Source organism: Parabacteroides sp. AF17-3, assembly GCF_003635445.1.
Lineage (GTDB): Bacteria > Bacteroidota > Bacteroidia > Bacteroidales > Tannerellaceae > Parabacteroides > Parabacteroides goldsteinii.
In genome coordinates this window covers 47,740-64,067 of the sequence record NZ_QTMM01000012.1, presented here as the reverse complement: position 1 = coordinate 64,067, position 16,328 = coordinate 47,740, and the positions used below count along the sequence as shown (strand labels likewise).

Sequence of the window (16,328 nt, the reverse complement as noted above, 5' to 3'; positions counted from 1 at the left end):
ACCATAGATTGACTTTTTTAGTTAATAAAATAGGCTAACAACCACCACCATAGTCCTGATGGAACTATGGTGCAAAATATATTGCAAATATATAAACAAATTTAAAACAAGCAAATTTTAACCCGCATTTTTTGTAAATAATTAAATAATCATAAGTCAACCAGTGTGTTTTTTTAAATTAATCAATAAATGTTTCTAATATATTTACTCTTTATTGCTGTTTATATCTTTAAATATAGGAGTCCCATCAGGACTATGGTGGTGGTTGTTAGCCTATTTTATTAACTAAAAAAGTCAATCTATGGTTAAAAGACTAAAAGCGGTTGGCGTATTGTTATTCCTCTTGACTTCTACAGGAATAATCTATGCAACTTCTGAATCAGGAGTGAGTGAAGTGCTAATATCCCAACAGAGTGGGAATTGCACAGGTGTTGTAAAAGATAATACAGGGGAAACCGTTGTTGGGGCATCTGTATTTGTGAAAGGAACTACAAATGGAACTGTGACAGGTGCCAACGGAGACTTCTCGCTGAGTGGTGTAAAGAAAGGAGCCACTATCGTTATTTCTTTTATTGGTTACGTAACTCAGGAAATTATTTATCAAGAAAAACCTCTGAATGTTATTTTAAAAGAAGACTCACAAGCCTTGGAGGAAGTGGTTGTGACAGCTTTAGGTGTTACGAAACAAGCCCGTTCGGTGGGATATGCAACTACGCGTATTTCGACTACGGAGATTCAGCGTGTAAATGTGATCAACCCCATTAATGCTTTACAGGGAAAAGTTGCCGGGGTTAATATCAATGTCGGAGGTGCATCGGGTGTTACTTCCAGTTCTGCAATCACTATTCGCGGTGCCAAATCAATAGATAAAAACAATGCACCGATTTTCGTTATCGACGGTATGATCATTCAGGAGCCGTTGAAAGGTGCGTTAGATGGAACGGACTGGGGGTCACAGTTGAAAAACTTGAATCCGGCCGATTACGAAAGCGTAACGGTTCTAAAAGGGGCAGCCGCAACCGCTCTGTACGGATCGCGTGGTGCCAATGGTGCTGTCGTAATTGTTTCGAAAGGAGGTAAATATGGCAAACAAGGGTTGGGTGTAGAGATTTCCCAGACATTGGAGACGACGGATATTTACAAATCGCCGATCGCCTTTCAGGATGTTTACGGTGCCGGTGCTCCGAATAATGGTTACGAAGGTGGCTTCCTAGCTGATGGTTCGTTGCAAAGGACTGCCGCAAGTTTTGGTCCGAGGATGGACGGGGCGCTGGTGAATCAGTATTTGCCGCATGGTGAAAAGACTCCGTTCGTATCTCATCCTGACAACTGGAAAGCATTATATAAATCGGCTTTAAACAGTACGACTAACGTGTCGATCAATGGTGGAGGCGAAAAATCATCTTTCCGTTTGTCCTATTCTTATACAGATAATAATGGTGTGTTCAAGCGTAATAAATTCAATCGTCATACTGTGTCATTTAAAGGAATGACCGATCTGAACCGTATCTTCCAACTGGAAGTGGGTGTGAATTATGCTTTCTCGCGTGCCCAGAACGGAGCGAACCAAGGTGCCTGGAACTGGGATGCTAATTTAGGTATGATGTCTACTTATCATACTCCTAGAAATATGGATATGAAGGCTTACGAATCGCTGTATCGTGACCCGGTAACCAAGGCAGTAGAAAACGACTCACCTTGGGGATCGTTGCGCAGTTATCTTCATTCCAGGGATATGAATCTGAACCTGCGTTCGGAAAACTCACTGCTTTCCGATATTACGTTGCGGGCAAAGATCGCCCCCTGGCTGACTGCAAGCTTGAAAGCGAACTATAACTATTACGGAATATCTACAATGGAAAAAAGATATGGTACGGGTGAAAATTACGGCCCGACCGGTACCGGTTACTACAGCCGTGGCGGTAACAACTCAGGTTCGTATAACTTCCTGGCCATGTTGCAGAGCACCAATAATACGATCAGGATCGGTGACGAAAAAATCACGCTGGACGCTATCGTTGCCGGCGAGCTTTATGGTAATACCGAACAACACTCCTGGTCGAAAGAAACGAACGGAGGCTTGGTGACACCAGCCATATTTGCATTCTCGAATTCGGTGAATAAGATTACTCCTAAATTCGATTATACTCCGCGGAACAACCAGACATTCGGTATTTCGGGGATTGTCAACCTGGGATGGCGCGAACAGGTTTATCTGGAACTGACAGCCCGTAACGACTGGCTTTCTACGCTGAGTTATCCGACTTATATGCAGACCGGGATGAATAATTATACCGTATTCTATCCTTCAGTCAACGCCTCATGGGTATTTTCGGAAACGTTTAAATTACCTAAATGGTTTTCCTTTGGCAAATTCCGTGCCTCTTGGGCACGTGTAGGTATGGGGACAAGTGCATATGCAACGACGAAAGGTTTCGGTGTGTTTAAACAAGAATCCCAATATGACGCGGATCGTAACAGCGTGCTGACGGCAAGCCCGAACCTGGGGGAGGCCTGGAACAATGACCTGAAACCCGAGATCCAGCAGTCGATCGAGTTGGGAACCGATCTGCGCTTCTTCGACGAACGTTTGACGCTCGACCTGGCTTACTATAAGACAAACACGAAAAACCAGATCATGTCGGTGGCTGCCGTTACTGAGTCGGGAGCCAGCAAGCAGCTGATCAATGCGGGTAACATCCAGAACCAAGGTGTGGAGATCCAGCTGGAAGGAACTCCGATCCGTACACACGATTTCCGGTGGACAATCGGTACAAACTTTACGTTGAACCGGGGTAAAGTAGTCAAACTGCATGAAAACGTCAAAGAATGGCAGTTGATGGGTGTATACGATGCCGGTCCTGAGATCTGGGCTTATGAAGGCGGCGATTTCGGTGTGATCACGACACCCTATAATTCATTTTACGGCGGTGGAGTCTACCGTTTCAATAATGAAAACGATCTGGGTGATTACAGAAACGGCAAACCGGTGATTTCTTATGTAGGAGCTGCCGGATCTCCGAATGCAGTGCACGTATATCGTTATGTGAGGGAATCGGACAAAGGTATTCCGGAACGTAAAGTCATCGGTAAGGTAGAACCTGACTTCTTGTTGAGCTTCAATACATCGTTCTCTTATAAAAACTTCGACTTTTATGCTATGGTGGACGGGCGTGTAGGTGGAAACTTCTTTTCGCATACCTATAAATACGCCTCGAATATGGGTACGTTAAAATCGTCGCTTGCCGGTCGTGACCAGGAGCATGGCGGGCTGCCCCGTAAGAATTATAAAGGAGAGACCGTATACGATGTGATCGATCTGGATGCAGTCTTCGACGAAGGAGAAAAAGCACCGTTAGATAGCGATCCCACCCAGACGATCGACGTGGGTGGCATGACATACCGGGAAGCTCTGGAGAAAGGAGTGCGTCCGATGATGGCTAGTACTTATTATCGTTACAATTTCGGTTGGGGTATGCCGTCCGAGCTGGGATTGCAGGATAATACCTGGTTCTGCCTGCGTGAAATCACGGTTGGTTACCGTTTGCCGGAAAACATTTGTAAGAAATTCGGCGCTAACTATCTGCGTGTCGGCCTGACAGCCCGTAATATCTGTTATCTGGTGAATAAGCTGACCGACGGTCTGAATCCGGAGTCGATCTCCAGTAACAATCCGTTGCAGCCGATAGACATCGGTGGTGTACCGTTTGCGCGTACCTATGCACTTAACTTAACTCTCAGATTCTAATAATATAAAAGCATCATATATGAATAAGATAATAAAATTAATATTGGCAGGAGTATGTGCATTGTCCATGCTCACGGGGTGCCTGGATGATTATCAAGAACTGAATACGAACCCGGAACTATTGGGACAGACCGACCCCCGGAATGCTTTTACCGGAGCTACGATGAATTTTAATAACAATAGTCGTGGCCACCTGATGAATAAATACAGCGGTGTGATGCAGTATATGCAATATATCGTGAATTATACCGGAGCGCAGGAAGGTGCCTATGTGAACCCGACAGGTACATCCGGGCGACCATCGCCCTATACACCCTATTACGGTGACTATTTCGGACAGATCGGTTTGCAGCTACGCTATCTGGTAAATACGGTTATTCCCGGAAATTCGGAAGCTGAACGTTTCCAGGATCTGGCTGCTATTGCTAATATCCTAGAAACCTATGAGGCGTGGCTGATGTTCGACGTATGCGGGGCCGCTCCTTATACGGAAGCGTTCAAACTGGCATCTGATGGAATCCGTACGCCGCGTTATGACCTTTATCAGAAATCGCTGGACGGGGAAGAGCTCTACAAAGCGTTCGACCGGAAGGTAAAGGAGAATATTTCTATTTTGCAGAACTCGAACGAAAACCAGTATAATCTGGGCAGCAATGATTATTTCTATAAAGGAGATATCGCTAAATGGATCAAATTTTCCAATACATTGCGTATAAAAATGGCGCAACGCCTGGAAAAGGCCGACAATAGTTTCTATAAATCGGTTTTAAGCGAAGTATTATCTAATACGGGTGGTATTATTTCCAGCCTGGACGAATCTTGCCTGTATAATCATCCGAACGAACACAATGATAATACAGACGATATGCATATCCTGACGTACCAGTATTGTGCATCACGTGCCCTGGTCAGTTTTCTCGAAGCGTACGATGACCCGCGCCTGCCGTTGCTGGTACGCCGGAACGGATTCGGTGACGGAAACAATAATAAGACTAACGACGAATACTTTGAAACCGTAAAGAAGTATTATCCGGACTACCAGACTCGTTTCTCTCAGTGGGTAAATCACCGTTTTACAGGAATGTCTGCCAATCCGGACAGTTCGAGTAGCGATTGGTCGAAGAATTCATATTATACGATCGAGTATATAGACGATGGCGGAACCGCCCGTACGATCGATATTCGCCATAATAGCCAGATCGAAAGCCGGTTTTATGTGAAGAACGGAGGAAAGGTGGGAACCCAGATTACTGCCCGTAATAAAGAAGATGCCTCTTTTGATGTTTCGCAGGAAAAGATCAGTCTGTTTACACCGATGATCACCTATCCTGAAACATGCTTTATGATGGCCGAGATTGCCTTTAAGGAAGGTCGTGTAATGGGAGGAAAAGATGCGTTGACATGGTATCGGGATGGGATCAGAGCTTCCATGGAACAATATCAGGCATGGGCCGTGAAGATGGCAGTTCCGGCAGCTATGAACGAGAATAGTGGTATTTATGCTCCGATCACAGAAGAGAAGATATCCGCTTATCTGGCCCGCCCGGAATTCCAAACAGTTTCACTGGAAAAGATTATTTCCCAGCAGTGGGTGAATCTCTTTATGCGTCCGGAGGAAGCATGGGCTACCTGGAAGCGTACAGGTTTGCCTGCATTTAAAGATCAACCCACGCCTGAAAATGGAGTAGCTTTTCTTGAATCGATTGTAACGGGCGGATCTACGCTGATTATTCCGCGCCGGGCAGCATTAGGGGCTCCCAATAGTGAAAATCTGGATAATTATAATGCAGCACTAAAACAGTTGATTGAAGATTCGAACTATGGTCCGGCTGTAGAAAGGACGGAAGGCCGTATTTGGTGGGATAAGCCTTAAATAAATCGAGATTATAACTTATCTACTTAGGCGAGCTTAAATGCTTGAGTAGTTTTTCTACATAATTGATGGCCGCAAGGATTCGTGAGAATCTTTGCGGTTTTCAGTTTTGGTCTGCTATAAAACAAATGTAAGGAGTCTGATTATGTCAATATTACCGGTAGAATGCGTACAAGCTTCTGCATAATCTGTGTTCTCTAATACGATCTGAACAAGTTCAAATCTAATAAGAACTGAATATTCAAATTCCCAAATCATTGGGAATTCTTTTATTATATTAAATTCATATGAAAAAAAACTGAACGCCGCCCTGTTGAATGGAGCAGTACTGGATTTGAGAAATGAATGCGTGCAGCTGGAAAAGAAATTGCACGAAGTGATGAAACTAAGCAACACCCTGGGCCGGATGTTGGAACATGCCGTCTGGGAGGAGGATATGGTGGTAGGCGAAACCATTACGTTCCATTGTTCCCTGGAAGAGTTTGTCGCCCAGATCGCTCCCCTGATCGAGAGCCGCAAATGGACGGTTAACGACTGCCATGAAGTGAAGCCTTTCCTCCGTTCGCTCGATACCGTCATGAAGGTCTGTCCTGAAGGCAAAGTGGAACCACTGGCGTTGGGTACGCTCGTGAATGGGGTGATGGAGTATCTTTCTACCCGCAAGGACGATTGATGTTTGTCGTGCAGCTTATGTTTTTCATAATATAATGTAAAAACATAGGCTGCCTTGTTTAATGCCCGTACCTTGGGCAGAATAATACTCACTTAATTTTATCTTATTATGATAAACGTAACCTTATTCGCCGGATTTAAGAGATGTATGGGGGATATTCCCCTGATCGACGCCCTTTACGACATCCGCAATGGCAAGTATGCCACCGAAATTAACCGTATCCGCGCCTTTATGGACGCCGGAAATCAGGATGAAGCCGACATGCAGAAGAAAAAGCTGCCTGCCATAACCGTATCCGCTACCTATCAGAAACAACGGTTGCCGAAATATATGACAGGCTACAATCCGCTTACCATCCTCGATTTCGATGAATTGAACAAAGAAGACTTGCCGCGCCTGCTTGCCCTGGTGCGCGAAGCCGTCTATACGGTGGCCTGCTGGATCAGCCCGCGCGGACGGGGCATCAAGATCATTGTCTATCCGGCTGTCGGGACCGAACTGATCCCCGCAAACCATCTCGCTGTCTACAAGCTGGTGAAAGACTGGTACGAACGCCTGCTGGGTGTCGGGGCGGACACTTCGGGCAGCGATGCCGGACGGCTCTGCATCATGTCGTACGATCAGCAGCTCTATCTCTCTCCCCGTTTCGAACCCTGGCTGAAAGGGGAAGGCACTTTGCCCGCCGATCTGCCGCCGATAGAAGCCATAGGCGGAAAGACTGTGTCACAACTGATCTCTTCCGCCCGTAGAAAGGCCAGCCGCAAGTTCCCTTATGCCGAGGGCAACCGCAACAATTACGTGCACCTTTTTGCCGGCTACTGCAACCGCTTCGGGGTTGCCAGAGAGGAGGTCGAAGCCTATGCCGCAAAATCATTTGACGACCTGCCGGTCGAGGAACGCCGACAGGCAATCGACAGTGCTTATGCGCATACCGAACAATATGCTACGGAGAAGCCGGCGTTCCGTTTGCAGCGCGGAGACAGTTTTGTCAATCAGATACAGGAGTTTCTGACGAAATATTACAAACTTCGTCGCAATATCGTCAGACGTACGGTTGAATACCGGGACCTGAAGAAACACGATGCCTTTCAACCGGTCACCGATTATTGGGAGAATTCCGTCTGGTGTGCATTGCAGAAATCGGGCGTGTTTTGCCGCGTGTCCGACCTGCGTTCGGTGATCTATTCCGATTTCAGTCCCGAGTACAATCCTTTCAAGTCTTACTTCGATAACCTGCCGCGCTGGGACGGGACGACGGACCCTATCGGCCGCCTGGCAGCCACAATCGACACTACCCACCCCGAGTATTGGGAGAAATGCCTGAAGAAATGGCTGGTGGCAGTCGTAGCCTGTGCCATCGACGAGCGGCAGACCAATCATACGGTCTTGTTGCTGAGCGGTGCACAGGGGTTGGGGAAGACCACCTGGCTGCGCAACCTGGTGCCGCCCGTGCTTAGAAACTATGTCTTCTCCGGCAACCTCGATCCTACGGCAAAAGATTCGTCGTTGTTGATGAGCGATTGCTTCCTGATCATCCTCGATGAACTGTCGGGACAGAGCCGCGTGGAGTTGAACCAGTTGAAGGCCCTGATCACAAAAGATTCTATCCTCGAACGCCGCCCGTATGCCCGTAATGCGGAGACGTTCGTGCGCCGTGCTTCGTTTGCCGCCACGGTAAACGACAGCCAGATTCTGACAGATCGCACCGGGTCGCGCCGTTTCCTTTGTTTCGAAACGCTCCGGATCGATTATACTTCTGAAATAGACCATGCCGCCATCTATGCCCAGGCGCTGGCGCTCTACAAACAGAATTTCCGTTATTGGTTTGCCGAAAATGACATAACGGAAATAAACGACAACAACGAGCCTTTCCAGCAATCGTGCCCCGAAGCGGAATTGTTTTATACCTATTTCCGCAAGCCGGTCCGTTTCGAGCTGCCCCTCTTGCTCTCTGCAAGCGAAATCCTGTCTAAAATAGCGGAACGAACACGCTATTCCATGACTACAATGAGTGTTAATTTGCTGGGCAGAGTGTTAAAAAGCGGTGAATTCGAGTCACAAAAGAGACATGGAAAGCGGCTGTATGCCGTCATGGAATTGAGTAATGACCAGGTGGAAGCGCGTCGCAAAGGATTTGGCTATGATCCTTCGGATGAGGGCGAAGGTGGTGATAATAAGGAGGATGACGGTGGTGGACGCCCCGACCCGCAGCTTCCGTTTTAACTGATCGGGGGCAGAAAGGGCAGACAAAAAGGTGTTTTGAAAAACTTCTGTACGGTGTTACTTCTACGAAACATTCATAGAAGTAACAAGTGACATCTTATTATAAAGTTTTCAAAAATGCCTTTTTGTCTGCCCTTTCTGCCCCCGCCCTTTCTTTCTCCACTGGCTGCGGCAGTTGTTTTCAGGGGTTGCCGCAACGACATAAAACGACTGCCGCAGTCCCTGAAAACAGTTGCGGCAGTCCTTTGGGATGACTGCGCCACCCGTTCTCTTCTTTTTCAGGGTTCCCCTAAATGTTCGACGATGCATTCCACCTGGCGGGGTGTGAAACTCCTGACTCCGGGATGATACCCCAGTTCAACCAGTTTGGCTTTCAGTACGCCATGATAATTGATCCACCGCCAAAGTTGCAGGATCGCTCCCCTGCGGCTGAGGTGAGGGCTGTAGAGTGCCGCCAGTTCGCCTACTCCGTAGGCCCGTATCGTGAAGGTCGTTTGTTCCATAAAATGTATGGTTTTATTCTTCTAAGATACTAAAAATCAATGGATGCGGCAAATTATTTGTTCGTTTTTTAGCGAGTCGTGTAATCGAATAACTTCCTTAGAGTAAATTTTTTACATCCTGAAGGGATAAAGATAGTTTTTGTGCAATGTCTTCCGGCGAAATTCCGGCTTGCGTCAGCATTCGGACCATTTCCTGTAACATTTTATCTTTTTGTTCGAGTTCTTGTTTGCTTTGCTCGATCGCTTGTTTGCTTTGTTCGAGTTCCCGTCTTTTCTGTTCGAGTTCCTGTTCTTTCTGCATAATGTCAGTGTCGCGCTTTTCGATTTCGGAGAGGATTTCGTCTTCTACTTCCATGGAGCGGCGCACGTCAGGGGCTACACCGGCTTTAAGTAAGCGGGTAAGGATGACCTGCTCGTTGGCGGTGAAGATGGTTTCGTCTATTTCTAGCAGATGCTCGTCGCCGGGCGTACGGTAATTCTGGTCGAATACATGGAGCAGGCGCTCGAGACGATTGCGGGTACGACCTTGCAGGTAAGGAATCTGTATGATGATGCTGTCGTGGGTCAGACTTTCGATAAAGGGATCTTTCTGATCGATCTCCTGATCATCGTAATCCAGATATCGGCGGCGTACGTAAACGACCGGTTCTTTCAGGTCGCCCAGGATATGACCGAGGATATAAATGGAGATAATGGGCAGGCCGAAGCGTGACTCTCCATTGTCGCGCATGTTGTTTTTATCGAGGTAGTGCGTACCCAGATACTGGCGGAAACGAAGAGTTTCGGTAGCCAGCCATGTTTTTTGCAATTCGATAAGCACAAGGTGTTCTGTGCCGTCGTTGTCACGGATTTTGGCTGAGAAGTCCATACGGAACAGGGAGATACGGGTTTGTTGCATGGCTGTGTATTCATGTTGGCGCATCTGCAACTCGATGATATCTTTTTTCAATAGTGCGGAAAGCAGCAGTTTGGCTACCTTCTCGTCTTCCATCATAAACTTGAAGACGACGTCATAAATGGGATTGGCTATAAATGTCATATCATTCTGTTTTTTAGTACGTTGACAAATATACGATTTCTTTTCGGATTTGTTTCTACATAATACCATCTTCTTTTCATACGATTGCCCGGCGATATCTGAAATTATCTGAAATAAACTGTCGCTTCGTAACGTCCCGTCACCTATGGCTTCAACCTGCCTTTCCTCCGGTCGTATCTTTGATATGTAATTAATAATCAACTAAAAACAGTAAAGTTATGGCAGTACAGTATCATTTGGTTCTCCGGAAGAACCTCAGTAAAAATGTGGAAGCAGGGAAAGAGAAGCTCTATTATGCCCAGACCCGTGCGACGGGGACCTGCACGTTTGATGAGTTGTGTGATGCGGTGGCGGAGAGTTCGACCGCTTCGAGTGGGGATGTGAAGGTGGTGATCGACCGTGTGATCCGTTTCCTTCTGATGTTTCTGGGGCGTGGGGAAGTGGTCCAGTGTGGCGACCTGGGGACGTTCCAGCTGATCCAGACCAGTTCGGGAAGTGTTACGACCGATGATTTCTCGACCAATTTGTTGTACCGTGCCCGTCTCCGTTTCCGTCCCGGCGCCAAACTTCGTAACCTGACCCAGACTACGAAGGGGGAGCGCTTCAAATTGGAGGAGGCGAAACCTTCAACTCCGCCGGAAGGCGGTGGTAGCGACCGTCCCGAAATCGAGTAATCTACCTGAAACGGATATCATATGGATAAGCAATCGTTTACAACAAAGTACCTCCCCGCCGCCCGTATGGCGGGTGAGTTGTACGGCCTGAACCCGGTAGTCATCCTGGCGCAGGCTGCTATCGAAAGCGGGTGGGGAGAGAGCCGCCTGGCTACGTACTACAATAATTTCTTCGGGCTGACCGGCTATGGCGTTTCCAACGCTTACTGGCACGGGGGAAAGACGGACCTGGATAATCCCGGCGGCCTTGTGTTCCGCCGTTACGACCGGGCGGAGAACAGTTTTCTCGATTTTGCCCGCCTGATCGCCACCGCCTACAAACAGGCGGCCGCCGTCAGCAACTATCCCCGGGCTTATGCTCGCGAGATGGCCTACAGCAAATATATCAGTGAAGTAAACGGGGATAACCGCGAGGCGTATTGCAACATGCTGGAAAGCATTGCACGGTCGCTGGTCCCCATAGTGTATAACTTAAATAATAAAGCGTATGAGTGAGAAAGAAAATGGCAGTGGAAACAAGGTAAGAACCATCCTCCAGTTTATCATGGAGTTGTTGGGGTTCCTGTTGGGCAGGAAGAAGCAGTAGGAAGAGTAGGAAAGGTTTGGATATTATCAGATTTGAATGTTACTTTTCTCTTGATAGAAAAGTAACCAAAAGATCAAGGCTCAACCGGCTTCACTACTTCGACGAAAGACTCCACTCGAAAATCCGAAACTCGCTACGCTCAAACAACGGATTTTCTTTACCGTTCCGTCTTTCACCTACGCGGACGTTCACCCGCTTAGGCCTTTCCCAGGAAGCACAGCTTCCTCTTAGGATGGCCGAGACCGATACTTATAGAACAAAAACTTTCGGATTTAACAGGTAGTATCGGCCATCCCAGGAGAACGCAAAGCGTTCTATGAAAGGCCTCAGCTGATGAGCGTAAAGCGAAGCATCCGCAGAGAGCGTCCGGAGGCTGTGCTGTTTGAGCGAAGCGAGTTCACAGACGACAGCGAACGAAGGATGCGCAGTAGCGAGGCAGGTGCAGCCTTGATCTTTTGACTACTTTTCCATCAAGGGAAAAGTAGGTTCAATTATTTCTATAATTATCACATATCCCCTTTACTTCTTCACTTTCCCGACAAATAACACATTATTATCATTCTCATCCAGCGTCGCTGCCAGTTCCTCGAGTTTCTTTCTGTCCTGGCTGGGGCATTTGCCGGAGGCGAGATGTTTTTCTATCTGTTCGGCCAGCTGTCCCGGTTCCATATTCCGGATAAAATATCCCTGGTAGAAATTGTGGCCTGTTCCGGAGATGGGGAGGTTGCCGTAGAAGTCGTTTATCAGACGGAAATGGGAGGAAGCATTCTTCTTTTTATCAATCAGGATATCTCCGCTATTTTCCGGACCGTTTTTCCCCCAGAAATAATAATTGACCATGAAGTGATTCGGGAGCCGGTAGTATAGATGTATCGGTTTCTCTTCCGGATTCGGGAAAGTCATGGTAAATTCAGGTAATAACCGGTTGCCGACAGGATTGTAGATAAAAAGAGTGTCTATGCTGGTGTGGAAGAAATCGAACCCGTTGCCGTTTTTGTAAGAGAAAACTTCTCCGTTGAAGTCCGACACTGTCCTTTTGGCGGTTGCCGGGATCTGTTTCAGGATGTTTCCTTCCATATCCACTTGGAAAGCGAGCGGTTCCCCTTCCTGAAATGGCATGTGTACGACGGATAATGTGCCGTCCGCATTGAGCGATAATTTAGGTTTGTTGATCTGTCCCGGAAGCGGGATGTCTTTGATCCATTTGCCGTTCGTGCCGTACACCATGATCTTCCGGCCATAGAAAGGCGAGAGGAAGATACGGTCGTTCTTTTCGTCGATGACTTCATCGTAAATGGATATGGCATATTCTCCGGCCCCATTGCCTACGGAGCCGATGTCGTGCAGGAATTTACCCTCTTTGTCGAAGAGTTTGAACGGTCCGCCGCTTCGTTGCCGTACCCCGATATACTGGTCGGTGACGAGTGTGAACCAGGCTTTGAACATGGCGGAGTCAGAGTTGTCGAAACGTATGATGCGGCAGTCTTCGACAAATTCGCTGAGCGGCACGTCGATAGTGTCTTTCGCCAGGGCGAAGTCGCACACGGTCAGTTCGTTTCCGCCTGTTTCAACGGTGGTGATACTTCCGTCGTTCGTTTTCAGTGCTTTTTGTTTCTGGGTGAAAATGTTGCAGGCGGATAAACATCCCAGTAACAAGACGGAGGAGAGGAGCAGACAAGTTGTTTTCATACAGGATCTATTTAAAGTTGTTTACTATCAACAAAAATACGAATAGCTCGTAATTACGAACTATTCGTATGGAAGTATTTGATCCCGGTTAGATAATATTAACTGTTTCAGAACAAACTCCACGCTACAGTCAACCCCGCCATCACGATAGCCACCATGCTCATCAGCTTGATCAGGATATTGAGGCTCGGACCGGAAGTGTCTTTGAACGGGTCGCCGACGGTATCGCCGACAACGGTTGCCTTATGGGCTTCGCTGCCTTTGCCGCCGTGGTTGCCTTCTTCGATGTGTTTCTTTGCGTTGTCCCAGGCGCCGCCTGCGTTGGCCATGAAGATGGCCAGTACGAAACCTGTGCTTAGTCCGCCGATCAGCAGGCCGATCACGCCGGTCACACCGAATATCAGTCCGGTCACTATCGGGGCGATGATCGCCAGCAATGAGGGAACAACCATCTCATGTTGTGCCCCTTTCGTCGAAATCTCTACGCAACGGGCGTAATCGGGTTCCGCTTTTCCTGTCAGGATACCCGGTATTTCGCGGAACTGGCGGCGTACTTCTTCTACCATATGTCCGGCGGCGCGTCCTACGGCGTTCATCGTCAGTCCGCAGAACATAAAGGCCATCATCGATCCCAGGAACATGCCCGACAGTACTTTCGGATTCATCAGCGTCACATCGTAGTAGATCATAAAGTCGGAGAAAGAAGCCTTCGATACCTCCATCGTACGCCCGTCGGCAAACGACAAGACGTTTTCTCCCAGGCGCAGCAGGCCGATCTTGATCTCTTCTATATAAGACGCCAGCAACGCCAATCCCGTCAGGGCGGCAGAGCCGATGGCAAATCCTTTACCGGTGGCGGCTGTGGTGTTACCCAGCGAGTCGAGGGCGTCGGTACGTTTGCGTACTTCTTTGCCCAGACCAGACATTTCGGCATTTCCTCCGGCATTGTCGGCAATCGGGCCGTAAGCGTCGGTAGCCAATGTGATACCCAGGGTGGAAAGCATGCCGACGGCAGCGATGCCGATTCCGTAAAGTCCCATTCCTACATTGTTAAAGTCAAATCCCGAGGCAAAGAGGAAAGAGCAGATGATACCTACCACAACAGCCAGCACGGGGATAGCGGTAGAAAGCATTCCCAGTCCTAATCCGGAAATGATAACGGTGGCCGGCCCTGTCAGTCCCGCTTCCGAAACCCGTTTGGTCGGGTTGTAGGATTGTGAGGTGTAATATTCCGTTGCCTGACCGATCACGATACCCACCAGTAAGCCGATCACTACCGAGCAACTGATCCAGAACCAGTTGTCGAGGCCGAGCAGATAAAGTATCCCGAAGGTGGAAACAGCGATCAGCACCGAACTGAGGTTTGTACCGATAGCCAGCGCCTTCAACAACTGCCGGATATTGGCATCCTCTTTCGTCCTGACGGCAAAAATACCCAGGATAGAGAGGACGATGCCGACAGCCGCGATCAGCATCGGTGCGACTACTGCCTTATATTGCATTTCTATATTGCCGGACGAAACGAAAGCGGCGGCGCCCAGAGCGGCGGTCGCCAGTATCGAACCGCAGTAAGATTCGTACAGGTCGGCACCCATACCGGCTACGTCGCCTACATTGTCACCCACGTTATCGGCGATGGTGGCCGGGTTACGTGGGTCGTCTTCCGGAATGCCGGCTTCCACTTTCCCGACAAGGTCGGCTCCTACATCGGCAGCTTTTGTATAGATTCCGCCTCCCACGCGGGCAAAGAGCGCCTGTGTAGAGGCTCCCATGCCAAAGGTTAGCATGGTCGTAGTGATAATGGTCAGTTTATGGGTCGGGTTCAGGGCTTCATCCGGAATGAAAGCGTTCAGCAGGACATACCAGAAAGAGATGTCGAGCAGTCCGAGGCCGACCACCACCAGTCCCATGACGGCACCGCTGCGGAAAGCGACCTGCAATCCCTTGTTGAGTGATGAACGGGCGGCATTGGCTGTACGGGCGGAGGCATAAGTCGCCGTCTTCATCCCCAGGAATCCCGCCAGTCCAGAGAAGAAACCGCCGGTCAGGAAGGCGATCGGCACCCATTCGTTCTGTACGCCGAAGCCGTAAGCCATAATGGAAAACAAGATAACCAGTACAAGGAAAACCGAGGCTACTACCTTGTACTGTTGTTTCAGGTACGACATCGCACCTTCACGCACATAAGAAGCGATTTTAGCCATCGTTTCCGTTCCTTCACTCTCTTTCATCATTTGCCGGAAGAAGAACCAGGCAAATACCAGCGCCAGAACCGACGCTACGGGCACAATCCAGAAAATACTAGTTATCATAGTCGTTAGATTTAAAATGAATAACCACCCCTTAGGATCGTTATTTTGTTTCCCGTAAATGTAAGAAAAATAAAAACGTAGAGAAACTTTTTCGTAAATAATACTGTTTCATTCTAAAAAAAACAGCATATTTGTCACCGTAAAAGAGAGAAAACATACAATGACGCAAGAATCGAACCATAAGACCTATAGATTGGGATTGGCCTTAAGCGGCGGAGGCGCGAAAGGTTTTGCACACCTTGGGGTATTCAAATTACTGGAGGAGTGCGGACTGAAGCCGGATATCATCGTTGGGACGAGTGTCGGTGCGTTAATGGGTACTTTGTTTGCCGACGGCTATTCGGCAGACGAGTTGAAAGAACTCTTTACAGGCCGTGAATTTTCCGAATTTGCACAACTCCAGCTTCCCAAGTCCGGCTTGTTCGACAGCAAACGTTTCCGGTATTTCCTGAAACGCCATCTGAGAGCCAAGACATTTGAAGAACTGAAAATCCCTATGATTGTGGTAGCGACCGATCTGGATAACGGCGAAAGCCATGAGTTCGATAGCGGGCCTATCGTGGAGGCGGTGACTGCTTCGTGCAGTATACCGATCATTTTCAGTCCGGTAGTGATTAACGGGGTACATTATGTGGACGGCGGTTTGTTTCATAACTTCCCGGTTTCCATAATCCGCGACAGGTGCGAGCGGGTGATCGGGGTGAATGTCAGCCCGCTGGTTCCCCAGAAATACAAGCAAACGATATTTCATATTGCAGAACGTTCCTATCATTATATGTTCCGGGCCAATACGCTGGAAGATCGTGAGATGTGCGACGTGTTGATCGAGGCGGAAGAATTCGGCATGTATAAGACTTTTGATTTGGAGAATGTGGAACAGATTGCCCGTATCGGTTATGATGCAGCGATCCGCGCATTCGAATTGGTGATACAAGAGAATAAACATGAAACACTGGTGAAAGCGATTATGGCGCGGAAGAACAATATGCTTCTGCCATAGCTTTGTCC

General features: G+C 48.2%; 12 protein-coding genes. 8 read left to right on the top strand and 4 right to left on the bottom strand.

Annotation, left to right across the window (positions count from 1 at the left end):
• Window positions 1-301 precede the first annotated feature (301 nt).
• The 4 genes from DWW91_RS16445 (at window position 302) to DWW91_RS16430 (ending at window position 8,517) form a co-directional block, all read left to right on the top strand.
• Window positions 302-3,748: a SusC/RagA family TonB-linked outer membrane protein gene (locus DWW91_RS16445; protein ID WP_122328358.1), complete on the top strand. Its 3,447-nt coding sequence runs from the start codon at window positions 302-304 to the stop codon at window positions 3,746-3,748.
• Between the two features lie 19 nt (window positions 3,749-3,767).
• Window positions 3,768-5,621 (top strand): SusD/RagB family nutrient-binding outer membrane lipoprotein, encoded by a 1,854-nt coding sequence (locus tag DWW91_RS16440; protein ID WP_122328357.1) that lies wholly within the window; start codon window positions 3,768-3,770, stop codon window positions 5,619-5,621.
• 313 nt (window positions 5,622-5,934) lie between these two features.
• Window positions 5,935-6,294 carry a hypothetical protein gene (locus DWW91_RS16435; protein WP_046145280.1) on the top strand — a complete coding sequence of 120 codons (360 nt, stop codon included), beginning with the start codon at window positions 5,935-5,937 and terminating at the stop codon, window positions 6,292-6,294.
• 108 nt (window positions 6,295-6,402) lie between these two features.
• Window positions 6,403-8,517, top strand: a complete 2,115-nt coding sequence (locus tag DWW91_RS16430; RefSeq protein WP_046145279.1) for a VapE domain-containing protein — start codon at window positions 6,403-6,405, stop codon at window positions 8,515-8,517.
• 278 nt (window positions 8,518-8,795) lie between these two features.
• Here DWW91_RS16430 and DWW91_RS16425 read toward each other — a convergent pair whose 3' ends face one another.
• Both DWW91_RS16425 and DWW91_RS16420 read right to left on the bottom strand, forming a co-directional pair.
• Complete coding sequence (locus tag DWW91_RS16425; RefSeq protein WP_046145278.1) at window positions 8,796-9,020, bottom strand: DUF4248 domain-containing protein; 225 nt, start codon at window positions 9,018-9,020, stop codon at window positions 8,796-8,798.
• A gap of 97 nt (window positions 9,021-9,117) precedes the next feature.
• A complete protein-coding gene (locus DWW91_RS16420) occupies window positions 9,118-10,059 on the bottom strand; it encodes a hypothetical protein (RefSeq protein WP_122328424.1) in 942 nt (313 codons plus the stop codon).
• A gap of 218 nt (window positions 10,060-10,277) precedes the next feature.
• Between DWW91_RS16420 and DWW91_RS16415 the strand changes: the two genes are divergently transcribed.
• The 3 genes from DWW91_RS16415 (at window position 10,278) to DWW91_RS28335 (ending at window position 11,778) form a co-directional block, all read left to right on the top strand.
• Complete coding sequence (locus DWW91_RS16415; RefSeq protein WP_122328356.1) at window positions 10,278-10,733, top strand: HU family DNA-binding protein; 456 nt, start codon at window positions 10,278-10,280, stop codon at window positions 10,731-10,733.
• A 21-nt stretch (window positions 10,734-10,754) separates the two neighbouring features.
• Window positions 10,755-11,228 carry a glucosaminidase domain-containing protein gene (locus tag DWW91_RS16410; protein WP_122328355.1) on the top strand — a complete coding sequence of 158 codons (474 nt, stop codon included), beginning with the start codon at window positions 10,755-10,757 and terminating at the stop codon, window positions 11,226-11,228.
• Window positions 11,229-11,652: 424 nt separating this feature from the next.
• Window positions 11,653-11,778 carry a hypothetical protein gene (locus tag DWW91_RS28335; RefSeq protein ID WP_255420034.1) on the top strand — a complete coding sequence of 42 codons (126 nt, stop codon included), beginning with the start codon at window positions 11,653-11,655 and terminating at the stop codon, window positions 11,776-11,778.
• Between the two features lie 60 nt (window positions 11,779-11,838).
• Here the strand turns inward: DWW91_RS28335 and DWW91_RS16405 are convergent, their stop codons facing one another.
• Window positions 11,839-13,008 carry a 6-bladed beta-propeller gene (locus DWW91_RS16405; protein ID WP_122328354.1) on the bottom strand — a complete coding sequence of 390 codons (1,170 nt, stop codon included), beginning with the start codon at window positions 13,006-13,008 and terminating at the stop codon, window positions 11,839-11,841.
• 107 nt (window positions 13,009-13,115) lie between these two features.
• A complete protein-coding gene (locus DWW91_RS16400; RefSeq protein WP_122328353.1) occupies window positions 13,116-15,320 on the bottom strand; it encodes a sodium-translocating pyrophosphatase in 2,205 nt (734 codons plus the stop codon).
• Between the two features lie 160 nt (window positions 15,321-15,480).
• On the opposite strand from DWW91_RS16400, the gene DWW91_RS16395 reads away from it, so the two are divergent.
• Window positions 15,481-16,320, top strand: a complete 840-nt coding sequence (locus DWW91_RS16395; RefSeq protein WP_007654675.1) for a patatin-like phospholipase family protein — start codon at window positions 15,481-15,483, stop codon at window positions 16,318-16,320.
• Window positions 16,321-16,328 lie beyond the last annotated feature (8 nt).